Raw genomic sequence first — 23,129 nt, 5'->3', positions numbered from 1 at the left:
AAGTCTTAACGAAGCGCTTTCCATGCGGCCACATAGGCCTTGGCATTGACTGCCACTTGCTCTGGCGTCATGCCCGGTTTGAACAGCCCGGAACCGAGGCCGAAACCTTTCACGCCGGCATCGATGAACGCCTGCATGTTGTCCGGGGTGATGCCGCCGACCGGCGCCAACACCGTGCCCGCCGGCAACACCGCGAGCCAGGCTTTGACGACTGCCGGGCTCATCTGCTCGGCCGGGAACAGCTTGAGAATGTCCGCGCACTCCTCCAGCGCCGCGAAGGCTTCGGTCGGCGTGGCCACGCCCGGCGACAGGTACAGCCCGGCCGCTTTCGCCGCGCGCAGGACCTTGGCATCGCTGTGCGGCATGACGATCACCTGGCCGCCGGCATCCTTGACCTGTTGCACTTGCTGCGCGGTCAACACCGTGCCGGCACCGATCAGGCAATCAGCGGGCAAGGTCTTGCGCAGGGTGGCGATACTTTCGTACGGCGAAGGGGAATTGAGCGGTACTTCGATGACGCGAAATCCGGCGGCATACAGGACTTCTCCCACAGCCGCGGCGTCATGCGGTTGCAGGCCACGCAGGATTGCGATCAGACCGTTTTGCGCCAGTGCTTGCTTGAGCATGTCAGGCCTCCAGTCAGGTTAACGGGATGAGGAATCGATCAGTCCGGCGGCACGCGCCAGTTGCCACAGGCCACGCTCGGTAGCCTGCTCGGCCAGCGTCACCCGGGCGAACCCGCAGGCGTCGAGCGCACGGCTGTAACGCGCACAGAGCTGGCCGTTGCCGATCAGCACGATCGAAGGAAGATTCGGGTTATTGCGGCGTACGCGCTGCACCGAGGCCAGTGCCGCCAGCTCGTGGCCAATCATCAGCCCGGACAGGTAATCCGCTTGCAGGGTCGGACTTAGTTCACCGGTCAGGCCCAGCGTGCGTGCGCTGAACAACGTCGAAAGCACGCCCAGTTCACCGTCCGCCGACAGTGCGACCTGCACGCCGCGGTCGAACGCCTGCGCCTCAAAGGTGGCGCTGGGTTGTTGGGTGCGGCCGAGAATGCTGTGCTCGCTGAGCACGGCGAACACCTCGCCGGTCATGAACGTGTCGAAATGCGTGATGCAGCCATCGACCACTTCAACCCACTTGGAATGACTGCCCGGCAAGCCGATTAGCAGATCAGCGCCCGCCTCGGCCGGCAGTTGCTGAAGGACTCCCAGCACTTGGGTTTCTTCGCCACGCATCACATTCGGCAGACGCGAACGCTGAATCACTCCCGGCACGATATGCACCGGGGTGCCGCGCAGACTGACCACGGTTTGTAGGGAATTGCCGAGATTGGCGACGTGCGCCGGCGTTTCGCAGTAGGCCGCTTCACGCCAACCCTGTGCGCTGCCAACCATGCCGCAAGCGATCACCGGCAAATCCGGCTGCGCATCGAGCCAGTCGCCGCAGGCCTGATCGAACGCCAATTCAAAACCATCGGCACATTCACGGCCGTGGATGATCCGCGGAGTCTTGGGCAACTGCATGATCCCGGACGACAGCGCACGCTGTTCCAGCACCACACCGTCCGCCGCGAGTTTGTAAGCACGTAATGAGGTCGTCCCCCAATCGAGCGCGATCAATTGCGCCTGCATCGCTTCACCTGTTCTGTTTTTTGGCAGTGAGTGCGACGGACTATAAACCCGGGCGAGGATAAATCTCAATATATAAATATCAATCCCATATAGTGAGACGAAGACAAAAAAAGATCGCAACATCGTTGATCGATGTTGCGATCTTCAGTAACGGGTCAATGCCCCTCGGCAAACTCACGCAGGACTTTGCCATCCATCCGATACCGCACCCACTCTTCCTGCGGCTGGGCACCGAGGGATTTGTAGAATTCAATCGCCGGGGTGTTCCATTCCAGCACGCTCCACTCGAAGCGGCCGCAGTCGTTGGCGCAGGCGATTTTGGCGAGATGACGCAGCAGGGTTTTGCCGGCGCCGCCGCCACGTTGTTCGGGGGTGATGTAGAGGTCTTCGAGGTACAGGCAGTTGCTGCCCAGCCACGTCGAATAGCTGAAGAAGAACACCGCGAAACCGATTGGCAGGCCGTCGCGCAGGCAGATCAGGCCGTGAGCGGTGGCGCCTTCGCCGAACAGGCTGCGTTCGATGTCGGCGACGCTGGCGATGACTTCGTGGCGGGCCTTTTCGAAATCGGCGAGTTCGGTGATGAAGGCGAGGATCTGCGGTGCATCGCTGGGAGTCGCCGGGCGGATTTCGATCGTCATGGACGGGCCTTGTGTGCAAATTAAAGCGCCATACTAAGGCGCGCGGCGGCGCTCGTCACATGGCAAACAAGGATTAATATACAGTCCTCACCGACACCGCAGGACTATGTGGGAGCGAGCTTGCTCGCGAAAGCGCCGGATCAGACGCCGACTGTTTGACCTGACCGGACGCCTTCGCGAGCAAGCTCGCTCCCACAGGTATTGCGACATTCAAAAAGGACACCAATGAGCATCGACGCCTTCAAACCAATGACAGACCTTGCAGCCCGCTTGCTGCCCCACGCGCTGCAGCCCTCAGACGACGGCGCGCACGACCTCGCCCACCTGCAGCGCGTCTGGCACAACGCAAGCACGCTGCATGAAACGGAAGGCGGTGAGCTCGATGTCTTGCTCGCCGCAGTGCTGCTGCACGATTGCGTATCCGTTGAGAAAAACTCGCCGCTGCGCGCTCAGGCTTCGCGACTCGCGGCGGACAAGGCTTCATCGCTCCTTCAAGAAATGAACTGGCCACGCGAAAAGATCTCTCAGATCGCCCACGCCATCGAAGCCCACAGCTTCTCCGCCAGCATCACCCCGCTGACCCTCGAAGCAAAAATCGTCCAGGACGCCGACCGCCTCGACTCGCTGGGCATGCTCGGTGTCGCGCGCACTTTCTATGTCGCCGGGCGTATGGGCGCAGCGCTTTACGACCCGCAAGATCCCGAAGCGAAACACCGCGACTACGACGACACACGCTTTTGCCTCGATCACTTCCAGACCAAACTGTTGCACCTCGCCGAGGGTTTCCAGACCGCGACCGGCCAGCGCCTGGCACAAATTCGCCATCAGCGTTTGAAGAGTTTCATGGAGCAGTTCAAGGACGAGATCGGCATCGACTCGTTGTAAACACACCATGACGAAACAAACCGTTCGTCGATCCTCAGGCACCAATCCCGACGCGCGGCGGACCAATCAAGGGTAAGGATTCCAATCACTGGAGAAGCCCTATGATCCCGTCAAGGTTGACCGCTTTCCTCTTCAGCGCCCTGCTCTGCCCTGCGGTATTCGCCGCCTCGTCCACGGCAGCGGGCACTGGCCCTACCGATCCGACTCCACCTCGCGCCCCCGCCATCAACAGTGCTCCCGGCATGAACACTGATGGTTCCGGCGTGCCTTTGATCAATCAGCCACCGGCTACCGGCACCGACCCGCGCACGCAGGGCAGCGATCCGGGGCGTCAGGGCGGCATGAATACGCCTGATTCCCCCGCTGCACCGGACAACGCCGGCCCCGGCGTCGGCTCGAAAACCACCACCGGTGGTTCGGGTTCCGAAGGTGCCGGTCAGTAGCCGTTCGCCGACGCGAGCGCCCTATTCACTCCCATGAAGAGGTAACCATGAACGTCGACAAAGACCTGGAAAAAGAAGTCCTCACCCGCCTGCTGCATGCGCACCCCAATGGCCTGGGCAAAGAGGTGCTGGACAATTACCGGGGCGAGAAAGTCGTGGCCAGCGCCCTCGCCGCCCTGCAGGAACGCGGCTTGATTCATCACGGTCATGTGACCTGCAGCGAAGCGGGCGAGCATGAGTTGAACCTGCCGATCAAGCTCAGCGCCGCTGGCGTTGAAGCGGCGCAGAAACTCGATCGCCAGTAGTTCTGAAGTCGTTCGCTGCCGATGCGGCGAGCGGCTGAATCCGTACACAAGAGGAGAACTCCCATGCCTCGTGGAAGCAAAGACAAATACACCAGTGAACAGAAGCGCAAGGCTGAGCACATCGAAGACAGCTATGAGAAAAAGGGCGTGTCGAAAGATGAAGCCGAAGCCCGCGCTTGGGCGACCGTGAATAAACAATCGGGCGGCGGTGAAAAGTCCGGCGGCTCGGGGCGCAAAAAACCGGCGAGTGCCAAGTCGGAAGATCGCAAGGAGTCGTCGCGGCGCGCGGTGGCCAGTCGCAAAGGGCATTCGCGTAGCAGCGAAACCTCGAAGGATGCGCAGACCGTCGACAGTCTGATGAAAGAGGCCCGGGCGAAGAATATTCCGGGACGCTCGTCGATGCGCAAGCAAGAGTTGATCGAGGCGTTGCGCAAGGCTGGCTGAATATTGTGGTGAGGCTGCTGGCCCTATCGCTAGCAGGCTAGCTCCCACAGTGGAATTGTGGTGTACACAAAACCTGTGGGTGCCAGCCTGCTGGCGATAGCGGTGGGTCAGCCGCTGCAGGACTCACCCATAAACGCGTCCACTTCAGCCGCCCCCGGCGCGGTCGCCGGCCCCCAGCGCGTGACCGCCAAGGCTGCGGCAGCGTTCGCCCGCCGCCCTGCTTCATGGGCATTCAATCCTTGCGCCAACCCGGCGACAAACACCCCTGCATGCGCATCGCCGGCACCGTTACTGTCCACGGCCTGCACGGCAAACCCCGGCACATGTCGGCGCTCCCCGGCCTGCTGAATCCAGCAACCCTGCGGCCCGTCGCGCACGACCATCAACACCGTCTCCGGCAAATGTTTGACCAAGCGCTCCAACGCTTGGGCTATGTCGTCAGCACCCGTAAAACGCAAGGCCTCGACGCTGTTGCTGGTCCACACATCGATGCGGGGCAACAGCGCCTGCATCAATGGCGAATCCGGCGATTCGACCAGCGGGCCCGGATCGAACACCACGTTGATGCCCTTCGGCAAGGCCAGCGTCCAGTCGAGCAACGCTTGCGCCTTGCCTGGGTGAAGCAGGCTGTAACCGCTGAGGTACACGTAATCGCCCGCCTCGGCGGCAACGCTGTTCAAGTCCTCCGTGGTCACCTCACCTTCGGCACCGATATAGGAAATGAAACTGCGCTCGGCCGAGGCATCGGTCAGCGCCACGCACAAACCGGTGTCGCGTTCGGCAGGTTCAGCGATACCGATGCTGATGCCTTCCGCCTGCATTGCCTGCCGCGCCAGATCGCCGAAACGTCCGGTGCCGTGACGCCCCAGATAAACCACGGGCAGACCATTGCGCACCGCTGCTGCCATCACGTTGAACCCGCCACCCGCTTCGAAACCCGCCGACTGCGCCAACACGTCGCCGCCGATCTGCGGAAGTTTTTCCACGGCCATGACCAGGTCGATGATGACCTGGCCGGTGTGCAACATCTTAGGCATGAGCATTCTCGGGGTGCGCGGCGCGGCGATCTTTGGCCCCGCCCAGTACAAGGTAAAGGCCGCCGGCGACAACAAAGGTCACGATCCAGCCGAGGCCGTTATGGCCCAGCCACGAATCGGACAGGAAACCTTTGAACCAGACGTTCTCGGCGGTGGTGCCGATGGTGGTGAAACTGAAACCCAGCACGATGGCGATCGCCCAGGTGCCGAACGCGCGCCATTCGATACCGCCGCGATACCAGTAGGCACTGCTCGGGCTGACGTCGAGCAGGTCTTTCGGGCTGTAGTAATGACGATGGATCAAGTCGACCACGAAAATCCCGACCCACGCCGTGATCGGCACCGCCAGCAGGGAAATGAAGGTGATGAACGGGCCGTAGAAGCTGTCAGCGATCAGCATGAAATAAATCGAACCGGCGAAGATCGCGACGATATCCACCACCACCGCGTACACACGTTTGACCTTGAGACCCAGCGTCAGCGTGGTCAGGCCGGCGGAGTACACCGACAGGTTGTTCGATAGCAGCAGACCACCGAACGCCGTGATCAGATACGGCACGGCCATCCAGGTCGGCAGCATGTCGCGAATTGCCACGATCGGGTCAGTGGCCGAAGCCAGATCATTGTTGCCCACCGACAGCAAGCCGCCGAGGGTGATCAGCAGCACCAACGGAATACCCGCGCCGAACGCAGCAGAGGCGACCAGGCGCACGGCTTTGACGCTGCGGTGCTGATAACGCGACATGTCCGCGCCAGCGTTGGCCCAACCAATCCCGGTGCCGGCCGCCATGGTGCCGATGCCGATGATCATCGCGCTCAGCGGTGCAGGCGTCGCGTTGAACACGGCGCTCCAGTCGATGGTCGCGCAGAGGAAGCCGCCGACCAGGATGTTCAGCGCGCCGAACACATAGGTCGCCCACTTCTGAATGACCAGCAAGGTCGCATGACCCAGGCCGGACACTGCCAGAGTCAGCAAGACGAAAATTGCGATGAAGATGAGCGTCAGCAGCGGCGCACTTTTCGCTTCGACCGGCGAGCCGAACAGGATCGAACACAGCGACAGCAGCACGAACGCGGCAGTGGTGGTGTTGACCGTTTCCCAGCCCAGACGCGACATCAGCGACACCAGTGTCGGACCGATATTGCCGCGTACGCCGAAGATCGCTCGTGACAAGGTCAGGCTCGGCGCGCGGCCACGTCGGCCGGCAATCGAGATGATCCCGACCACCGCAAACGAACCGGCGGCGCCGAGGATCGCGACGATGATCGCCTGCCAGATCGCCAACCCGCGAAACGCCACCAGCGTGGCGCCCAGTGGCAGGCCGAGAATGGAAATGTTGGCAGCGAACCAGACCCAGAACAATTGCAGCGGATGGCCGTTGCACTCGGCTTCCGGCACCGGCTCGATGCCGCGGGTTTCCAGTTGCCCGGCGCTCTGCCCGGCGGTCGATGAACTCATGAACGTGCTCCTGTTTGCCTTTTTTGTGGTTGTGGCAATGATGCAAAACGACAAGACCATCGGCCTTCCGAGGCCTGTCTGGGCGATCCATTGCGGTGTTGAGAATTCAAATAGGCGGTGCGCCCTTCGCGAGCAGGCTCGCTCCCACAGGGAAACACGGTGTCCAGTGTGGGAGCGAGCCTGCTCGCGAAGAGGCCAGTCGGTCAGCGCAAGGCCAACAGCCCCTGCACCAACGGCTCAAGCTGCAACTGATTAACAGTTTTCACCGTTTCAATCATTGGCTCCGGCCAACACCCGAGCCCCAGGCAGGCGCCGAGCATCGCGCCGAGTATCGCCGCGATGGTATCCGTGTCGCCACCGAGGCTGGCCGCCATGCACAGCGCCTCGAATGCGCTCATCTCGCCAATGGCCACTTGCTGCGCCAAAGCGAACGAAACCACCACCGATTCCTGCGACGCCACCGAAGTACCAATCACGTCGTACAGCAGATCCGCCAGCAAGGCTTTATCACTATCGACACTGATCGTGCGCGCCCAACTGATCCGCGAGCCGATACGACCACCGGCCACCCAATGCCCGTGGGTTTCAGCCTGCTGGGCGATTTGCTGACCAAGGTTCAACGCCTCGCCCAGATCCAGACCATTGACGCCAGCAGATACCACCGCCGCCACCGCCGCCGCGCTGGAAATTCCCAGCGTGGTGTTATGGGTGACCTGGCAGGCCTGCACCACAGCCGCGATAAACCGTTCGCGATCAGCCACATCGGCGGCGATCCCGACCGGAGTGATGCGCATCGCCGCGCCGTTGGTGGTGCCATAGCGCCCGGCCTCTTCCGGCGAATGGCCGGCGAGAATCATTTCAATCGCACGCTTGGTCGACGGCCCGAGCAGATCCTGCGAACCCTTGGCCTGCATCTCGGCTTCCCACTCGATCAGGCGTTGCGCGAGGATCGCCGGCTCGATGTGGCCCTTGCCTTCGACCAGCAATTGACCGACCAGAATCGCCTGCTCGGTGTCATCGGTGATCGAGCCCTTGGGCATGTTCGCCGCGATGGGTTGCAGCGGCCCGGCGTCCTGCAGATCGTTGATCTGGCCAAAACGCGCCTTGATCGTTTCGCGACTGAGCGACTGCGTCGGCATGCCCAGCGCATCACCGAGGGCCAGACCATAAAAAGCGCCAAGAGCACGGTTGAGCGGGGTCATTGCGATTCTCCGAATTGCAGGTGCAGACGAAAATGCACCGGGTCGAGCAGGCTTTCGACCTGCTCCATGAAACGGTTCTGGCGGTCGTAAGTGGTGCGCAGGGCTTTGAGGAAGACCGTACCGACCGGTCGACCGAGCAGTTCGGCATCTTCGGCATTCAGCGGTTCGGCGCCGATCCATTGATCGCCGCGTTCGCCGATGTAGCCATAAGCGGCCAGGGTGATGGTCAGCGAGTTGTCGATCAGGCCCACGCGCGGCAGGCTTTCCAGGCCGCCATTGGCCGGCATCAATGAGCGTTCGAGGGACACCAGGGTACCGTCGGTAGCGCGCCGACGACGGTCGAGAGTGATGAACTGGTCGGTGCCGAATCGCACCAGCAGGTCGGGACGGGTCACGGCTTCGAGGCGCAGCACTTCAGTGTTGATCAGCGCCCCGCTGTCGGCCAGCGCCTGCGCCCAGCCGCTGCGCTGATCGAGCGCGACACCGTCGAACGTGACGATAGAGCCGACGCCGCTTTGCGTGGCGATGTAATTGCGCCGCTTCAGCTCGGCCAGCGCCTCACGCAACGTGCCACGGCTGACCTTGAGTTCCTGCGCCAACTGGTGCTCGCCGGGCAACAGAAAGCCGTCCTCCATGAGGCCGCTTTCGATGCGCCGGACGAGCTCGTCGACCACCCGTTGTTTCTTGTCGAATCGTACCTGTCTAATCATGTACAAATTGATAACCGAAACGGGGTGTGGCGGGCAAGGGATATTTTGTGGGAGGTGACCGGAGGGGGCCAAGATCAAAAGCAAAATCAAGAGCCCCTCACCCTAGCCCTCTCCCGGAGGGAGAGGGGACTGATTGAGGTGTTTATTCGAATTGCATCGACCTGATATATCCAGTCGAACTCAGGTTTTGAAAAGCCAGGAGATCTGCTCCCTTTCCCCCTCTCCCTCTGGGAGAGGGCTGGGGTGAGGGGCTTTTGACCTTAACGTTGCTTCAGTCGATCAATCACCACGGCCAGCAACAAAATCGAACCACGAATCACATACTGATAAAACGTGTCGATGTTCTTCAGATTCATCGCATTCTCGATGATCGCCAGAATCAACACCCCGGCAATCACATGGCGGATCATGCCGATCCCGCCGCTCAGCGACACGCCGCCCAGCACGCAGGCCGAGATCACCGTCAGCTCGAAACCCTGGCCAATCATTGGCTGCCCGGAGGTCATCCGCGATGCGAGGATCACCCCGGCCAGCGCACCGATCAAGCCATGCACAGCGAAGATGATGATCTTGGTCCGGTCTACGTTGACGCCCGCCAGCAGCGCCGCTTCCTGGTTACCACCGATGGCCATGGTGTTGCGCCCGTAGGTGGTGTAGTTCAGCAGCCAGCCGAAAAACAGGAAGCAGACGATGGTGATCAGGATCGGCACCGGCACGCCAAACAACTGGCCGTTACCGAAGACGAAGAACGATTCCTGCGACACGCCCACCGCTTTGCCGTTGGCAAAAATGTAGGCCAGGCCACGGACGATCTGCATGGTCGCCAGCGTGGTGATCAAGGCATTGACGCGCAGTTTGGCGATCACGATGCCGTTGATCAGGCCAACGATCAGGCCCATCGCCAGCGCCGCGCTGACGCCGAGAAACACACTGTTGGTGTCGCGCATCACCACTGCCGCGACCACACCGGCACAGGCGATCACCGAACCGACCGACAAGTCGAAATGCCCTGACGCCAGGCAATACAACATGGTGCACGCGGCGATGCCGGTGGTGGAAATCGCCAGACCCAGCCCGCGCATGTTCAGCGGCGAGAGGAAGTTATCGATCAGCAGCGTGCAGGCAATGAAAATGCCGATCGCCGCCAGCAGCATGACCCAGTCGTCGAGGAAGCGCCGCATGTCCAGCGGTTTGCGCTCGGTCGGCAGGGTTTCGTTTTGGGTTGTCATCATAGTCACCTCTCAGTTCGCCACGCCGTCAGCGCGGTGGCGCGGCAAAGCCAGTTGCAGCAGGTTGGATTCATTGGCCTGGTCACGGTTGACTTCGCCGCGCAGGGCGCCTTCGCACAGCACCAGGATGCGGTCGGAAATCCCCATCACTTCCATCAGGTCGCTGGACACCACGATCACCGAAATACCGTCGGCGGCGAGGTTATGGATGATCTGGTAGATCTCCGCTTTGGCACCGATGTCGATGCCGCGGGTCGGTTCGTCGAGCAGCAGGACTTTCATCGGCATCGACAGCCAGCGGCCAAGAATGGCCTTCTGCTGATTGCCGCCAGAGAGGAATTTGATCTGCTGGCCGGCATGCGGCGTTTTCACTTTCAACGCCTTGATCTGCTTGTCGGCGTTGCCCTTCTCCCACAGCCCGCGAATCAGGCAGCCGAGACTTGAATGGGCGCCACGGGCACTGATATTGATGTTCTCGGCGACGCTGGCCAGCGGGATGATGCCTTCCTTTTTACGGTCCTCCGGGCACAGCAGAATGCCGGCGGCAATCGCGTCGCGCGGCGAACGCAGTTTCAGTTCGTGCCCACGCAATTCCAGACGTCCGGCGGTGTTGCGCTCCAGCCCACTGAGCAGGCGAAACAGCTCGGTGCGCCCTGCCCCGACCAGCCCGAACAGACCGAGGATTTCGCCTTTGTGCGCTTCGAAACTGATCGGCTCGCGCAGTCCTGGGCCGAGCAAACCGTCAACCTTGAGCGCCACGGCGCCGCGCGGTCGATGGCGATAATCGTAGATGTCCTGAATGTCACGACCGACCATGCAGGTCACCAGTTGATCGTGGGTCAGTTGGCTCATGTCGTCGAAGGTGCGTACGTAGCGACCGTCCTTGAACACCGTCACCGCATCGCAGATACGGAACACTTCTTCCATGCGATGGGACACGTAAAGCACCACTTTGCCCTCGTCGCGCAGGCGGCCGATGATTGCCATCAAACGATCGATTTCACGCGCCGAGAGGCTGCTGGTCGGTTCGTCGAAAGCGATGACGTGGGCGCCGCGCGACAGCGCTTTGGCGATTTCAACCAGTTGCCGCTGACCCAACGACAAGCGTCCGACCTTGGTCTGCGGGTCGATTTCGTCGGCCAGGCCTTTGAGGCAATTCAAGGCTTTCTGGCGCAGCTCACCGCGATTGATCAAACCGAAACTGGCCGGTAAATGCCCGAGAAACAGGTTTTCGGCGACAGTCATTTCCGGGACCAGATGCAATTCCTGGTGAATCACCGCGACGCCGCTGCCAATGCTGTCGGCGGTCGATTTGAACGCCATGGTCTGTTCGCCGATCTGCAACTCCCCGCTGCTCGGGATGTAGGCGCCACCGAGGATTTTCAGCAGGGTCGATTTGCCAGCGCCGTTCTCGCCCATCAGCGCATGAACCTGACCGGGATGAGCGACGAAACTGATGCCGTCCAGCGCCTTCACACCGGGAAAGGTTTTGCCGATCCCGTTGAAACGCAGGCTGCCGCTGGCGCTGTGTTGTTCTTGTGTCTGTACTTGCGCGTGCATAAAGCCACCTCTTCACACCGATAAACGGCCCGGCTGCCGGGCCGTCGCTGCGTCAGTTCCACAGGCCGATTTTTTCCAGCTCTTGCTTGAAGTTTTCGCGGGTGATCAGGGTGACGTCATCCATGGCGGTGTACTTCGGTGGTTCTTTGCCGGCGGTGATCCATTCGTACATCATCTCGGCAGTCTTGTAGCCTTCGATGTGCGGGCTTGGCAGCATCGAACCGAAGAATCCGCTGTTAGGCTTTTTCAGTTCGCCGATAGCATCGGTGCCGTTGATGCCGATGCCGATCACGTTGGTCGCGGCAAAACCGGCCGCTTCAGTGGCGCGCACGCCGCCGAGCACAGTGTTGTCGTTCATGCCGCCGATGATCAGGTTTTTCGCCGCGCTTGGCAGCTTGACCAGCGCCGAGTTGGTGGCGTCCATGCTGCCCGGTACGTCGAGGGTTTTCAGGGCGGCGAAAAGGATGTGATCTTCCGGCATGCCGGCCTTCTTCAAAGCATCGACCGAACCGTCGGTGCGCTTCTTGCCGGTGTCGAGTTCGTTATAGGTGTTGACCACCGCGTAGGTGTCTTTCCAGTCCCAGTTACGCTTTTTCGCTTCAGCGGCCATGGCGGCGCCCTGCTTCTGGCCGACTTCGAACGCAGCCATGCCGAGGTACGGCACGTCTTCCATGAATTTGCCGTTAGCGTCGACGAAACGGTCGTCGACTGCGATCACCTTCAGATCGTTAATCTTGGCTTTGGCCATGATCGCCGGGCCGAGGGACACATCCGGCGGGCAGATCACGAAGCCCTTGGCGCCATTGGCCGCTAGGCTGTCAATGGCCGAGAGGGTCTTCTCGCCGTCGGGTACGGCGATCTTGATCAGTTCAAAGCCTTTGTCCTTGGCGGCTTTCTCGGCAAAAGCCCACTCGGTCTGGAACCACGGTTCTTCGGCCTGCTTGACCAGAAAACCGATCTTCACCGCGTCGGCAGCGAGCAGCGCGCTGCTCAGGCTGAACGCAGTGACCGCCAGGGCAGTGCTGCACAGGGTACGAATCCCGAATCGACGTTTCATCAGATGACTCCTTGTTATTTTTTTTGAGCAAGGTTTGAAAAGCGTTGAAGCGTGTTCTCAGTGAAGCGTGTTGAAAATAGTCATATCGTATGATGATTGGATTGCAAGCGTAGTTCAGCGCTGCGAACCGTTTATTCAGTCGTGGTACATCACCGAGCGTCCACCATCGATGGTGATGCACGAAGCATTGATAAAGGGTGCTTCGTCACTGGCGAGAAACACCGCCGTCATCGCCACTTCCAGCGGCTGGCCGATGCGTTTCGGCGGGTGCAGGTCGAAGGCGCGCTGGCGCTCGGCATGCGGGTCGGCGAAACCGTTCCAGTAGTCGACGTTCAGTTGCGTTTCGATGTAGCCCGGCGCGATGGCGTTAACGCGAATGCCTTTGGGCGCGTATTCGATGCCCAGCGCGCGGGTAAGGCCGAGCAAACCGTGTTTGGCTACCGGGTATGGAAAGCAGCCGGGAATGATGTGGCTGGAATGGGTCGAGGCGATATTGATGATGCTGCCCACGCCCTGCTCGATCATTTGCGGCAGTACCGCTTTGCAGCCGTACCAGGCGCCGTCCAGATCGATGGCGAAGCAACGGCGCCAGTCTTCTTCGGTCATCTGCAGCGGATCACGGAACACGTTGACCCCGGCGCAGTTGACCAGCACGTCGATACGCCCGTGCAGTTCAACGGCGCGTTTGGCCATGGCGTTGAGATCGGCCTGACGCGAAACGTCGGCCTGCATGGCTTGCACGTCGTAACCCTGAGCGCGCCAGTGTGCAGCGACGTTTTCGACCTTTTCGCCCTGGATGTCGCTGATCAGCAGTTTTGCCTGTTGGCAGGCGAACGCAGCGACGATGGCTTCACCGATGCCTTGCGCAGCGCCGGTCAGCAGCACGACTTTGCCTCGCAGACGTTCACCTTGGGGTGGCGCAGGCACCGGCGGCAGAGTAAGCGCTTGAGCCACGATCAGGCCTCCTGTGCGCAGGCGCAAAAAAACCGGGCATCCGCCGATCTCCGGTTTGCAAGGCATGAAGAATTGAACAGGCAAGTGCGCGCCACGACTTCAAGCCGTGGCGAGAGACGGACTCCGCGCTGGAGTGCGATAGACATTCGCTGCATCACTTCACCTGTTTTGTTCTTTTTAAGTGTGAGTGCGTGTTACTGCTGGAGCCGACTATAAACCCGACTGCCAAATAATCTCAATATATAATTTTGCATCCCATATTATGGGATTTAACCGGCAAAACGCGTACAGAGCTTTCCTGCAACATCGACGCGCATGGACAGCACCGCGCCGTCCAGCGGATGGTTGTGCGGGCTCTGCGCACTGGTGATGTACAGGGTTTTCAGATCCGCACCACCGAATACGCAACTGGTCGGACGACTGATCGGCAAATCGATCTTGCGGTCGACAACACCGTCGGGTGTCAGGCGCAGCAGACAGCTGCCGTCCCAGCGCGCATTCCATATGCAACCTTCAGCGTCCATCGCCGAGCCGTCCGGGCCGCCGTGCTGATCGGATTTATAAAAAACCTGCGGATCGTCGAGACTGCCGTCGGTGCGGATGAAATATTGATTCAGCGTGCTGTCGAGGCTGTCGCCGAACAGCAGCCGGGTGCCGTCGTCACTCCACAGCAGGGTGTTGGGAATGCCCAGGTTGAGCAGCAACGGCGTGACGCGTTGATCCGGATCAACCCGGAACAAACCGCCGGAGCGGCGCACGATCGGCAGGTCTTCACCCTGCTCGCCGATGTTGTTCTGCATCGTGCCGAGCCATAGCCGACCCTGCGCATCGCAGCGCGCCTCGTTCGGCCGGTTGCCGGGTTGCGGGTCGGCGACGCAGAACAGCGTCAGCCGCGGTTCGAGGCCTGGCGAATCGAGGTCGAGGCGATAGACGCCGCTGCTCAGGGTCACCAGCGCATCGCCGCTGTTGCATGGGATGAACGCGGACACATGCTCCGGCATCTGCCAGATCTGCACGTTCTGGCCGATCAGACGCAGTGCCTGCTTGCCGGCGATATCGACCCAGTACAGCGCTTGGGTCGGCGCGTCCCAGAAAGGACCTTCACCGAGCTGGGCGCGGTGTTCGGTCAGGGCGGTCCACTGCATTTGAACTCCTTCTTTGTTGTTGTTTTACTGTGGGAGCGAGCTTGCTCGCGAAGGCGGAGAGTCAGTCAATGATGATGTATCTGACCTGACGCATTCGCGAGCAGGCTCGCTCCCACAAGTGTCTCGCGTTTTTCAGCTGGCTTTTTTGTCGGCCATGACTTTCGGGTAAAAACGTTTTATCGCCAGATCCGCGTTGTCGATCAGGGTCATGCACGCCCAAACGCCGCGCGTTGAGTCGCGGGCGGCGATGGCGTCGGCCATGTCCTTGTGGATCGGTAACGTGCGGCGCAGTTCATCCGGGTCGGCGGCCGACACTTCGAACGACACCGCGAGCAGCGCGCCGAGGGCCGGGACCATCTGTTCGATAAATTGATTATGGCTGGCGGCGAGAATGCATTCGTGGAAGGCCTGATCGGCGCGGTTGTAATCGATGCCGCTGTCCACTGCGCGTTCGAGCGCGTGATAGGCCAGTTTCACCGCCTCGGTCTGTTCCGGGGTTGCGCGTTCGCAGGCCCAGCGCACCGCCATCGGCTCGATGGTACGACGCAAGTCGAGCAGGTCGTCGACGAAGTTCTCCGGCAAACCATTGCGCGACAGCCAGCCGACCACTTGCGGGTCGAACAGGTTCCAGCGCCGCACCGGCAAGACCCGCGTGCCGACTTTCGGCCCGACTTCGAGCATGCCTTTGGCGACGAGGGTTTTGATCGCTTCGCGAATCACCGTGCGGCTGACTCCGAGCTGTTCGCCCAGATCCGCCTCGACCTTGATGGTCTGCCCCGGTCGCACCTGGCCCGCGGCGATCCAGCTGCCCAGCCAGTCAACGGTTGACGCATGAAAGCTGCTGGACATGAACACCTCAAAGCGGTTCGCGATGGGTGAACAAGCTAATCATCATACGAATAACAGTCAATCGGATATTTTTCAGGCAAACCAAAAACCCATTGTGAGAGCGAGCCTGCTCGCTCCCACAGGGGTTTAGTTCTAAGGTTCGAGACCGATGCGGAAGAACTCGCCGCCGCTCCATACGCCCAGCCAGCGCAGGCCATCGATTTCCCGGCTGACGGCCAACTCCACCAACTCGTAGAACACGTTGCGGTGGATCAGCGCTTCAAGATTAGTGCGTACATGCACATAAGGCGCGGGTTCCTGCGTCTTCGGATCGATCTCGACACGAAGCGGATGCTCGGGTCCGGCCTCGGTGGTTTCATCGACGTTGGTGGTGAAGCGCAGCACTTGCGCTTCGCCCTCGCCTTGTACCTCAACGGCGATCGCCACGAACGGCGCGTCGTCGACCTTGATGCCGACCTTCTCGACCGGCGTGATCAGGAAATAATCATCGCCGTCGCGGCGGATGATCGTCGAGAACAGCTTGACCATCGGCTTGCGCCCGATCGGCGTGCCCAGGTAATACCAGGTGCCGTCGCGGGCGATGCGCATGTCGATGTCGCCGCAGAAGTCCGGGTTCCACAAGTGCACCGGCGGCAGGCCTTTGGTTTTGGGGATCTGTCCCAACAGGTCATTGGCTTTTTGCGGGCCACTCATGGCGTCCTCCTTCGGTTATTGGTTGCCGATCCCCAGCAGACTGCGTGCATATTGCGCCAGTGGCGGGCCGATCAGGTCTTCAGGCTTGTTGTCGTGGAACGTCAGTAAACCGCCACGACTTTTGATCCGTGCAGTATCAATCAAATACTGGGTGCTGGTCTCGATCAACATGATCTGAATCACGCCGCCGTCGATACCGAGGCGGTCGACCGCTTCCTGATCGAGCCATTCATCGGAGTTGCCGATGCGGTCATCAGCCTTGGCGAAACGCGTGTACAACAAATAATGCGCGCCGGCATCACGAGCTTCGCCCATGGCCTGGTCAAGGCCTTCGGGAGCGCGGGCGCGGCGGACCATCGGGAAGTATTCGACAAAACCCTTGAAGGCTTCTTCGGCGACCACATTCGGCCGCGGATAGGAACCGCCCGGCGGCGCAAAAGCGCCCTGAGCGATGTAGATGAACGAGTCCGGCTGAATGCGGAAGTTGTTCACGCGACGACTGTCGCTGTGGTCCAGCAAACCGGCATCGCTCATCTGGTAGCGAGTGCCTTCGGCCATATCGCTGACAGTCATACAGCCGCCAAGCGCCAAAACGGCCAGCAGCAAAACCAGGCTACGCATCCTATTCCTCCAAAGGCCGGTGACGGAAAACCGGCGAATGGCCGTTGAATGCAGCTTTTGCGCCAGCTCTGAAGATTCAGCGCCAGACGCATTCGCGAGCAGGCTCGCTCCCACATGTGAAATGCATTCCAGGGTGGGAGCGAGCCTGCTCGCGAAAGCGGTTAATCAGCCGCCGATAATCTTCATGACGGTAGCACCACCGGAAAACGCCACCTCCTGCTTGTCCCCCAGCGCCTTGATCAGCAAACGCTGCAACGCCGGCAACGCCTCATGCCGCGGCTTGTCGAGCAGATCGCCGACATAGTGGCGGTTGCTCGACGACAGGCAGCCATGCAGCCAACCCGTCGAAGACAGGCGCAGGCGCGAGCAGGTCCGGCAGAACGGCACGCTTTCGTTGGCGATCACACCGAAGTTACCCAGACCGGGAATCGCATAACGAACCGCAGTGGCATCGATCGGCGCGTCGGTCTGCGCATATTCGTAGCGCTCGCCGATCAGGCTTAGCAGTTGCTCGAGGCTGACGAACTGCTGCAGGAACGCATTGGAGTCCTTGGCCAGATGGCCCATGCGCATCAGCTCGATGAAACGCAGTTCGAATCCGCGTTCGAGGCAGTAATCGAGCAACGGCATCACCTGATCAAGGTTCTGCCCGCGCAACGGCACCATGTTGACCTTGATCTTCATGCCCGCCGCGGCGGCCTGTTGCATGCCATCGAGTACGCTGGCCAGATCACCACCACGGGCGATACTGCGAAACGCTGCCGGGTCGAGGGTATCGAGGGAGACGTTAATGCGGCGCAGGCCGGCATCGATGAGCAAGGGGAGTTTTTTCGTCAGGAGCTGGCCATTGGTGGTCAGACTGATGTCATCCAGGCCCATCTTGCCGACGGCGCTCATGAACGATTCGAGTTTGGGGCTGACCAGCGGCTCGCCGCCGGTGATGCGCAAGCGCTCGATGCCGGCCGCTTCGATCAGATACGCCACGCCGCGGGCCATGGCTTCGGCCGACAACTCGTCCTGCGCCGCCACCAGCCGCTTGCCGTTGGGCACGCAGTAGGTACAGGCGTAATTGCAGGCGGAAGTCAGGCTGATACGCAAATTGCGAAAACGCCTGCCTTGACGGTCAACGATCATGATCACTCCGGCGATGGAAAATCGAGCGGCTAAAACTTGACTCAGAATTCAAGTTTTAGCAAGCCCTATGCCTGAGTATTTTCCTGCGGTATTGCGACCTGTAGCGAAATCACGACGCAATAAGCCGGCTGAATGGCTCAGCTACTCGGCGTTTCCGGGTCGCGCTTGCGCTTGTTGCCCATGCGCACGCCGATGTCCATCAGGAACTGGAAGAAGCCTTCCTGATCTTCCAGCACATTGCTCCAGAATGGCGAGTGGTACAGCGCGACTGCGCCGTGCACCAGCGCCCAGGCAGCGCAGTAATGGAAGTACGGCGGCACGTCTTCAAGCTTGCCTTCGCTGATGCGGCCCTTGATCAGCAGGGTCAGGCGTTCGAAGTTCGAGGCGCGGATCTTGTGCAGCTCCTCGACCATTTCCGGCACTTGATTGCCTTTGACGACCTTCTCTTCGAGACGGTCGAACAGGCGATAGCGCTGCGGGTCGCGCATGCGGAATTCGAAGTAGGCGCGCGACAGCGCTTCCTTGTCCTTGTCGACGTCCGCCGAATGCAGCAGCTCGTTCAAATCGCGCTCGTAATCGAGCATCAGGCGCAGATAGATCTCGGCCTTGGATTTGAAGTGCTTGTAGATCGTGCCTTTGCCGATACCCACGGCATCCGCAATCATCTCGACGGTGACACTGTCTTCACCTTGTTCGAGGAACAGCTTGAGCGCGGTATCGAGAATTTCCTGCTCGCGGCGACGAAACTCACGGACCTTACGAGGTTCTTTGTGCATAAGAAAAGGTCTGAAGGGTCAAAATACGAAGCCGCGTATTATGCCTAACTTGCGCAAAAAAGCACGGATCATCGACCATATCTGTGTTTGTCGTTCATTTTGGGAACGTTTCAGGGGCAATGAGAACTCAACTGAAGCGAACGTATTCCAAATTTGTTTAAAAATCCCGACCGGCTTACTGGACTGCGCGCCAGACTGATCAATACTTGAACTGTCGGGCGACATCTCCCCCAAGTGTCGCGCCGGTAAAGGTACCAAGGGACCGCGTGCCTTTGTTTTACTCCTAATGGTCTTAACCCGGATTCACCCCCCAGAACCCGGGTTTTTTTTGCCTGCGATTTGGCCAACCGCTACAGAGCAGACTTAACACTCGCCAAGGGAAACAGACGCATGAAGTTATCGGTGGTCTGCTCGGCAAAGCGCTCGTAGTTTTCGCCGCGCAGCATCGCCAGAAACTCCGCCACCTCGCGCACATACTGCGGCAGGTTGGGCTTGCCGCGATAAGGGATCGGCGCCAGATAAGGCGAATCGGTCTCCACCAACAAGCGATCTGCCGGCACTTTGCTGGCGACATCGCGCAACGCATCGGCATTGCGGAAGGTGACGATGCCCGACAGGGAAATGTAATAACCCATGTCCAGCGCGGCTTTGGCCATGTCCCAGTCTTCGGTGAAACAGTGCAGCACACCGGCCTGAGGCAATGCGGCTTCGCGCAGCAGCTCGAGCGTGTCGGCCCGCGCACCACGGGTGTGGATGATCACTGGTTTACCGGTCTGTTGCGCGGCTTGCAAGTGCAGGCGGAAGGACGCTTGCTGCAGCTCGGCGGCCTCCGGTTCGTAGTGATAGTCGAGACCGGTTTCGCCGATTGCCACCACTTTCGGGTGATCGAGTTCGTGCAGCAGCCAGTCGAGCGCCGGCGCAGCGCCGGGCTGGACGTCGAGCGGATGCACGCCAACCGAGCAATCCACATCCGCATACCGCTCGGCGAGGGCTTTGACGTCGGCGGCGTTGTCGGCGCTGACGCCGATGCACAGAAAGTGCCCGACGCCGCGCCCGCGAGCTGCATCGAGCGCAGCATCCAGCGAGCCGTCATGGGCGGCGAGGTCAAGGCGATCAAGGTGACAATGGGAATCTACGAGCATAAAAACGGCATCTTACATCGTGTGGGTGGGACGGTCGGACTTCAACGCTCCGGCCAGATGGGTTTCGATGCGACTGCGCGCGGTGTCGTCGCCGTCGTTGAACTGCACGCCGACACCGGCGGCACGATTGCCCTGCGCACCTTTGGGCGTAATCCAGGCGACCTTGCCGGCAACCGGGATCTTCTCCGCCTCGTCCATCAGATTGAGCAGCATGAACACCTCGTCGCCCAACCGGTAGCTCTTGTTGGTCGGGATGAACAAGCCACCGTTCTTGATGAAAGGCATATAGGCGGCATACAGCACGGATTTGTCCTTGATCGTCAGGGACAGAATGCCGTTGCGCGGGCCGGGGCTGATCGGTTCAAGCATGTTCACCTCCACTGCTGATGTGCAGAGTCTAGGTACACATTTCTATCTTTGACCAGGCAATCCCGCCCATTGCACCAATAAAGCTTCGAGCAGCAACGCCGAATTGAGGTTGGCCTTGCTCAGCACCTTCTGCCGCTGGGCGAGAATCCAGTCCTGAATATCGAGGACTTTGCCTTGTGCACTTTTCTGTGCCAGGTACTGCACGACCTTGCGCATGTCAGGCAGACCGAGGCCGGCCTCGTCCTGAGTCAGTTGATAGCGCAGGATCAGGCTCGACCAGTCGCAGAACCAGTCGAACAGGCGCAGCATCGGAATGTTTTTCCACTCCTCGGCCAATTGCGTTGGCGACTGCTGGCCCTTGAGCAACTTTTTCACGCCCTCGACCACTTGCGCACGCTGCTCACGAACTCCCTGGGCTTGCAGGCTGACCGCCATTAACGGCGAGCCGGCCGCCAATGTCAGCAGTTCGACCCGCTCTTCTTCGGAACACTCCGGCAACGCTTGCGCCAGCCATTGCAGGCTCATCGCCTCACCCGGCAACGGACAGGCCTGCTGCACGCAGCGGCTCTTGATCGTCGGCAGCAAACGGCTGGTCTGGTGGCTGACCAGCAGCAACACGGTGTCGCCAGACGGCTCTTCAAGGCTTTTCAGCAAGGCGTTGGCGGCGTTGATGTTCATCGACTCGACCGGCTCGATCAGTACCACTTTGCGCCCGCCCAGTTGCGCGGTCTGCACGACGAAACTGACCAGATCGCGCACCTGGTCGACCTTGATGGCCTTGTCGGCTTCTTCCGGTTCAAGAATGTAATTGTCCGGGTGGCTGCCGGCCTTGAGCAAAAGACAGGATTTGCAGTCGCCGCACGCTTGCGGCGTCGGACGCTGACACAGCAGGCTGGCCATCAGGCGCTCGGCCAGGGCCCGCTTGCCAATACCGGCCGGGCCGTGCAGCAGATAGGCGTGGGCGTGCTGGCTACGCCCGGCCAATTGCTGCCAAAGGCTGTCCTGCCACGGATAGGCCTCAGCCACGGCTCAGCTCCACCAGATTCGGAATCAGGGTATCCAGCGATTGCTGCACCTTGCTCAGCGGCTGACCGGCGTCGATCCGCACATAGCGTGCAGGATCGGCTTCGGCACGCTTGAGGAATGCACTGCGCACCGCTTCGAAAAAGGCCCGCCCTTCGAGCTCGAAACGATCCAGCCGGCCACGAGCGCTGGCGCGCGCCAGGCCGATTTCCACCGGCAGGTCGAAAATCAGGGTCAGGTCCGGGCGCAGATCGCCCTGGACGAAGCTTTCCAGGGCGGCGATGCGCTCCAGCGACAATCCGCGACCGCCGCCCTGATAGGCGTATGTCGAGTCGGTGAAACGATCGCACAGCACCACCGCGCCACGGGCCAATGCCGGACGAATCACCTCGGCCAGATGCTGCGCGCGCGCGGCGAAGACCAGCAACAGCTCGGTATCGGGGTTCATGACTTCGTCGGCCGGGGCCAGCAGCACATCGCGAATCCGCTCGGCCAGTGGCGTGCCACCCGGCTCACGGGTCAGCACAACCTCGATACCGGCGGCGCGCAGGCGCTCGGCGAGGTATTCGCGGTTGGTGCTTTTGCCGGCGCCTTCCGGGCCTTCGAGGGTAATAAACAAGCCAGTCACAGGCAGTCCTTAATCAAAGTCATTGCGCGTTTTCGGGGGCAGCGGCATCCGGTGCCGGCGCAGGCTCCTGCGGCGTAACCTGTGGCAATGTTTCCGGCGCAGGATTGGGCGAGGCCGCCGGAATCGCTTCCTCGGTTGCCGGCGCTTCCGGCGCCGTTGCCGGTGCGGGACTGGATCGGTAATCGGCACGACGCTTGAGCTGATATTCGCGCACCGCATTGTTGTGCGCATCCAGGTCATCGGAGAACACATGGCTGCCGTCACCACGGGCGACGAAATACAGGCTGGTGCCCTCCACCGGATTCAGCGCAGCGTGAATCGCTTCACGCCCGACCATCGCGATCGGCGTTGGCGGCAGGCCAGGAATCACATAGGTGTTGTAGGCCGTTGGCTCTTTCAGGTGCGCACGGGTCAGCTTGCCGGTGTAGCGATCACCGAGGCCGTAAATCACCGTCGGGTCGGTCTGCAGTTGCATGCCCAGCGCCAGGCGTCGTACGAAAACCCCGGCAATCTGCCCGCGCTCCTGCGGTACGCCGGTTTCCTTCTCGACCAGCGAAGCCATGATCAACGCCTGATACGGCTCTTTGTAAGGCGCATCGACGGAACGTTTTTCCCACTCGCTGGCCAGCACTTCGTCGAGACGAGCAAAGGCCTTTTTCAGCAGCTCGGCATCGGACATGCCGCGCACGAAGCGGTAGGTATCGGGAAAGAACCGCCCTTCCGGAAACAGCCCTTTATGCCCGATCTTCGTCATGACGTCGCTGTCGCTCAAACCGTTCAGGGTCTGTTCGAGCTTTTCGTCCTTGGCCAGCGCGGCGCGCACTTGATGGAAATTCCAGCCTTCGACCAGCGTCAGGCTGTACTGGACCACATCGCCGCGCTTCCACGAGTCGATCAGACCGTTGACGGTCATGCCTGGCTGCATGCGGTATTCGCCGCTGTGGATGGGCGTGCCGGCGAGGTTGAAGCGCCAGTACACGCGAAGCCAGAACGCGTCCTTGATGACGCCATCGGTTTCGAGAGAAAGGAAAGTACGGGTCGGCGTCGAGCCTTTCGGCACATCCAGCAGTTCTTCCTGCGTGATGTTCAGAGGCTGTTCCAGCGCGCTGTGAATCTTCCAGGCGCTGGCGCCCAACAGCAGCCCTGCCAGAACCAGTCCGGTTTCCAGCAGCAGCAAAAGTTTACGTCTCAC

At 60.7% G+C, this 23,129-nt stretch carries 26 protein-coding genes; 4 read left to right on the top strand and 22 right to left on the bottom strand.

All coding sequences use genetic code 11. The features are described from left to right. Window positions 1-5 precede the first annotated feature (5 nt). The 3 genes from V6F91_RS19770 to V6F91_RS19760 all read right to left on the bottom strand — a co-directional run bounded on the left by V6F91_RS19770 (window position 6) and on the right by V6F91_RS19760 (window position 2,272). Window positions 6-626, bottom strand: coding sequence for a 2-dehydro-3-deoxy-6-phosphogalactonate aldolase (locus tag V6F91_RS19770; protein ID WP_332767363.1), 621 nt, complete (start codon window positions 624-626; stop codon window positions 6-8). 18 nt (window positions 627-644) lie between these two features. Beyond that, entirely contained in the window at window positions 645-1,634 is a 990-nt protein-coding gene (locus tag V6F91_RS19765; protein ID WP_332767362.1) for a 2-dehydro-3-deoxygalactonokinase, read from the bottom strand. A gap of 155 nt (window positions 1,635-1,789) precedes the next feature. Next, window positions 1,790-2,272 (bottom strand): GNAT family N-acetyltransferase, encoded by a 483-nt coding sequence (locus tag V6F91_RS19760; protein WP_332767360.1) that lies wholly within the window; start codon window positions 2,270-2,272, stop codon window positions 1,790-1,792. A gap of 225 nt (window positions 2,273-2,497) precedes the next feature. On the opposite strand from V6F91_RS19760, the gene V6F91_RS19755 reads away from it, so the two are divergent. The 4 genes from V6F91_RS19755 (at window position 2,498) to V6F91_RS19740 (ending at window position 4,349) form a co-directional block, all read left to right on the top strand. Further along, a complete protein-coding gene (locus tag V6F91_RS19755; RefSeq protein ID WP_332767357.1) occupies window positions 2,498-3,157 on the top strand; it encodes an HD domain-containing protein in 660 nt (219 codons plus the stop codon). Between the two features lie 101 nt (window positions 3,158-3,258). Further along, on the top strand, window positions 3,259-3,600 hold the full coding sequence (locus V6F91_RS19750) for a hypothetical protein (RefSeq protein ID WP_332767355.1): 342 nt from the start codon (window positions 3,259-3,261) through the stop codon (window positions 3,598-3,600). Window positions 3,601-3,647: 47 nt separating this feature from the next. Further along, window positions 3,648-3,905 carry a hypothetical protein gene (locus tag V6F91_RS19745; protein ID WP_332767353.1) on the top strand — a complete coding sequence of 86 codons (258 nt, stop codon included), beginning with the start codon at window positions 3,648-3,650 and terminating at the stop codon, window positions 3,903-3,905. 63 nt (window positions 3,906-3,968) lie between these two features. Further along, window positions 3,969-4,349, top strand: coding sequence for a Rho termination factor N-terminal domain-containing protein (locus V6F91_RS19740; RefSeq protein ID WP_258448394.1), 381 nt, complete (start codon window positions 3,969-3,971; stop codon window positions 4,347-4,349). A gap of 107 nt (window positions 4,350-4,456) precedes the next feature. On the opposite strand, the gene V6F91_RS19735 is transcribed toward V6F91_RS19740, so the two are convergent. The 19 genes from V6F91_RS19735 to mltG all read right to left on the bottom strand — a co-directional run bounded on the left by V6F91_RS19735 (window position 4,457) and on the right by mltG (window position 23,129). Further along, window positions 4,457-5,386, bottom strand: coding sequence for a PfkB family carbohydrate kinase (locus tag V6F91_RS19735; protein ID WP_332767350.1), 930 nt, complete (start codon window positions 5,384-5,386; stop codon window positions 4,457-4,459). Then, the gene (locus V6F91_RS19730; RefSeq protein WP_332767348.1) at window positions 5,379-6,845 is read right to left on the bottom strand and encodes a purine-cytosine permease family protein; all 1,467 of its coding nucleotides are present in this window, start codon (window positions 6,843-6,845) and stop codon (window positions 5,379-5,381) included. Before V6F91_RS19730 ends, V6F91_RS19735 begins: the two co-directional genes overlap by 8 nt. Before the next feature lie 203 nt (window positions 6,846-7,048). Beyond that, window positions 7,049-8,047, bottom strand: coding sequence for an ADP-ribosylglycohydrolase family protein (locus tag V6F91_RS19725; RefSeq protein ID WP_332767346.1), 999 nt, complete (start codon window positions 8,045-8,047; stop codon window positions 7,049-7,051). Continuing rightward, complete coding sequence (locus tag V6F91_RS19720; RefSeq protein ID WP_332767344.1) at window positions 8,044-8,757, bottom strand: GntR family transcriptional regulator; 714 nt, start codon at window positions 8,755-8,757, stop codon at window positions 8,044-8,046. The genes V6F91_RS19725 and V6F91_RS19720 overlap by 4 nt, the downstream gene beginning before the upstream one ends. A 260-nt stretch (window positions 8,758-9,017) precedes the next feature. Next, window positions 9,018-9,986: an L-arabinose ABC transporter permease AraH gene (gene araH, locus V6F91_RS19715; protein WP_093106558.1), complete on the bottom strand. Its 969-nt coding sequence runs from the start codon at window positions 9,984-9,986 to the stop codon at window positions 9,018-9,020. Window positions 9,987-9,998: 12 nt separating this feature from the next. Then, complete coding sequence (gene araG, locus V6F91_RS19710; protein WP_093099436.1) at window positions 9,999-11,546, bottom strand: L-arabinose ABC transporter ATP-binding protein AraG; 1,548 nt, start codon at window positions 11,544-11,546, stop codon at window positions 9,999-10,001. Between the two features lie 52 nt (window positions 11,547-11,598). After that, a complete protein-coding gene (locus tag V6F91_RS19705) occupies window positions 11,599-12,603 on the bottom strand; it encodes a substrate-binding domain-containing protein (protein WP_064361467.1) in 1,005 nt (334 codons plus the stop codon). A gap of 135 nt (window positions 12,604-12,738) precedes the next feature. Further along, window positions 12,739-13,557: an SDR family oxidoreductase gene (locus V6F91_RS19700; RefSeq protein ID WP_332767336.1), complete on the bottom strand. Its 819-nt coding sequence runs from the start codon at window positions 13,555-13,557 to the stop codon at window positions 12,739-12,741. Between the two features lie 269 nt (window positions 13,558-13,826). After that, window positions 13,827-14,702, bottom strand: coding sequence for an SMP-30/gluconolactonase/LRE family protein (locus V6F91_RS19695; protein WP_332767334.1), 876 nt, complete (start codon window positions 14,700-14,702; stop codon window positions 13,827-13,829). A gap of 132 nt (window positions 14,703-14,834) precedes the next feature. Continuing rightward, entirely contained in the window at window positions 14,835-15,551 is a 717-nt protein-coding gene (locus V6F91_RS19690; RefSeq protein ID WP_332767332.1) for a FadR/GntR family transcriptional regulator, read from the bottom strand. A 132-nt stretch (window positions 15,552-15,683) separates the two neighbouring features. Continuing rightward, on the bottom strand, window positions 15,684-16,244 hold the full coding sequence (locus V6F91_RS19685) for a DUF1285 domain-containing protein (RefSeq protein ID WP_332767330.1): 561 nt from the start codon (window positions 16,242-16,244) through the stop codon (window positions 15,684-15,686). Window positions 16,245-16,259: 15 nt separating this feature from the next. Beyond that, window positions 16,260-16,865, bottom strand: coding sequence for a DUF4823 domain-containing protein (locus tag V6F91_RS19680; protein WP_090285180.1), 606 nt, complete (start codon window positions 16,863-16,865; stop codon window positions 16,260-16,262). A gap of 165 nt (window positions 16,866-17,030) precedes the next feature. Further along, complete coding sequence (locus V6F91_RS19675) at window positions 17,031-17,999, bottom strand: GTP 3',8-cyclase MoaA (protein ID WP_090285181.1); 969 nt, start codon at window positions 17,997-17,999, stop codon at window positions 17,031-17,033. Window positions 18,000-18,136: 137 nt separating this feature from the next. Next, window positions 18,137-18,775 (bottom strand): TetR/AcrR family transcriptional regulator, encoded by a 639-nt coding sequence (locus V6F91_RS19670; protein ID WP_090285183.1) that lies wholly within the window; start codon window positions 18,773-18,775, stop codon window positions 18,137-18,139. Between the two features lie 350 nt (window positions 18,776-19,125). Then, window positions 19,126-19,917: a TatD family hydrolase gene (locus V6F91_RS19665; RefSeq protein WP_332767324.1), complete on the bottom strand. Its 792-nt coding sequence runs from the start codon at window positions 19,915-19,917 to the stop codon at window positions 19,126-19,128. 12 nt (window positions 19,918-19,929) lie between these two features. Beyond that, the gene (locus tag V6F91_RS19660; protein WP_090285187.1) at window positions 19,930-20,286 is read right to left on the bottom strand and encodes a PilZ domain-containing protein; all 357 of its coding nucleotides are present in this window, start codon (window positions 20,284-20,286) and stop codon (window positions 19,930-19,932) included. Window positions 20,287-20,328: 42 nt separating this feature from the next. After that, a complete protein-coding gene (locus V6F91_RS19655; RefSeq protein WP_332767319.1) occupies window positions 20,329-21,312 on the bottom strand; it encodes a DNA polymerase III subunit delta' in 984 nt (327 codons plus the stop codon). Further along, window positions 21,305-21,937, bottom strand: coding sequence for a dTMP kinase (gene tmk, locus V6F91_RS19650; protein ID WP_332767317.1), 633 nt, complete (start codon window positions 21,935-21,937; stop codon window positions 21,305-21,307). Before tmk ends, V6F91_RS19655 begins: the two co-directional genes overlap by 8 nt. A 19-nt stretch (window positions 21,938-21,956) precedes the next feature. Further along, the gene (gene mltG / locus V6F91_RS19645; RefSeq protein WP_332767315.1) at window positions 21,957-23,129 is read right to left on the bottom strand and encodes an endolytic transglycosylase MltG; all 1,173 of its coding nucleotides are present in this window, start codon (window positions 23,127-23,129) and stop codon (window positions 21,957-21,959) included.

Source organism: Pseudomonas koreensis (assembly GCF_036668835.1).
Taxonomy (GTDB): Bacteria; Pseudomonadota; Gammaproteobacteria; order Pseudomonadales; family Pseudomonadaceae; genus Aquipseudomonas; species Aquipseudomonas koreensis_I.
Note: the sequence above shows the minus strand (reverse complement) of the source record. Positions and strands in the feature narration are given on the sequence as shown.

Bases quoted from the DNA above. Each gene is read 5' to 3' on its own strand.
- V6F91_RS19770 (WP_332767363.1), bottom strand. From the start codon at position 626: ATGCTCAAGCAAGCACTGGCGCAAAACGGTCTGATCGCAATCCTGCGT.
- V6F91_RS19765 (WP_332767362.1), bottom strand. From the start codon at position 1,634: ATGCAGGCGCAATTGATCGCGCTCGATTGGGGGACGACCTCATTACGT.
- V6F91_RS19760 (WP_332767360.1), bottom strand. From the start codon at position 2,272: ATGACGATCGAAATCCGCCCGGCGACTCCCAGCGATGCACCGCAGATC.
- V6F91_RS19755 (WP_332767357.1), top strand. From the start codon at position 2,498: ATGAGCATCGACGCCTTCAAACCAATGACAGACCTTGCAGCCCGCTTG.
- V6F91_RS19750 (WP_332767355.1), top strand. From the start codon at position 3,259: ATGATCCCGTCAAGGTTGACCGCTTTCCTCTTCAGCGCCCTGCTCTGC.
- V6F91_RS19745 (WP_332767353.1), top strand. From the start codon at position 3,648: ATGAACGTCGACAAAGACCTGGAAAAAGAAGTCCTCACCCGCCTGCTG.
- V6F91_RS19740 (WP_258448394.1), top strand. From the start codon at position 3,969: ATGCCTCGTGGAAGCAAAGACAAATACACCAGTGAACAGAAGCGCAAG.
- V6F91_RS19735 (WP_332767350.1), bottom strand. From the start codon at position 5,386: ATGCCTAAGATGTTGCACACCGGCCAGGTCATCATCGACCTGGTCATG.
- V6F91_RS19730 (WP_332767348.1), bottom strand. From the start codon at position 6,845: ATGAGTTCATCGACCGCCGGGCAGAGCGCCGGGCAACTGGAAACCCGC.
- V6F91_RS19725 (WP_332767346.1), bottom strand. From the start codon at position 8,047: ATGACCCCGCTCAACCGTGCTCTTGGCGCTTTTTATGGTCTGGCCCTC.
- V6F91_RS19720 (WP_332767344.1), bottom strand. From the start codon at position 8,757: ATGATTAGACAGGTACGATTCGACAAGAAACAACGGGTGGTCGACGAG.
- araH (WP_093106558.1), bottom strand. From the start codon at position 9,986: ATGACAACCCAAAACGAAACCCTGCCGACCGAGCGCAAACCGCTGGAC.
- araG (WP_093099436.1), bottom strand. From the start codon at position 11,546: ATGCACGCGCAAGTACAGACACAAGAACAACACAGCGCCAGCGGCAGC.
- V6F91_RS19705 (WP_064361467.1), bottom strand. From the start codon at position 12,603: ATGAAACGTCGATTCGGGATTCGTACCCTGTGCAGCACTGCCCTGGCG.
- V6F91_RS19695 (WP_332767334.1), bottom strand. From the start codon at position 14,702: ATGCAGTGGACCGCCCTGACCGAACACCGCGCCCAGCTCGGTGAAGGT.
- V6F91_RS19690 (WP_332767332.1), bottom strand. From the start codon at position 15,551: ATGTCCAGCAGCTTTCATGCGTCAACCGTTGACTGGCTGGGCAGCTGG.
- V6F91_RS19685 (WP_332767330.1), bottom strand. From the start codon at position 16,244: ATGAGTGGCCCGCAAAAAGCCAATGACCTGTTGGGACAGATCCCCAAA.
- V6F91_RS19680 (WP_090285180.1), bottom strand. From the start codon at position 16,865: ATGCGTAGCCTGGTTTTGCTGCTGGCCGTTTTGGCGCTTGGCGGCTGT.
- V6F91_RS19675 (WP_090285181.1), bottom strand. From the start codon at position 17,999: ATGATCGTTGACCGTCAAGGCAGGCGTTTTCGCAATTTGCGTATCAGC.
- V6F91_RS19670 (WP_090285183.1), bottom strand. From the start codon at position 18,775: ATGCACAAAGAACCTCGTAAGGTCCGTGAGTTTCGTCGCCGCGAGCAG.
- V6F91_RS19665 (WP_332767324.1), bottom strand. From the start codon at position 19,917: ATGCTCGTAGATTCCCATTGTCACCTTGATCGCCTTGACCTCGCCGCC.
- V6F91_RS19660 (WP_090285187.1), bottom strand. From the start codon at position 20,286: ATGCTTGAACCGATCAGCCCCGGCCCGCGCAACGGCATTCTGTCCCTG.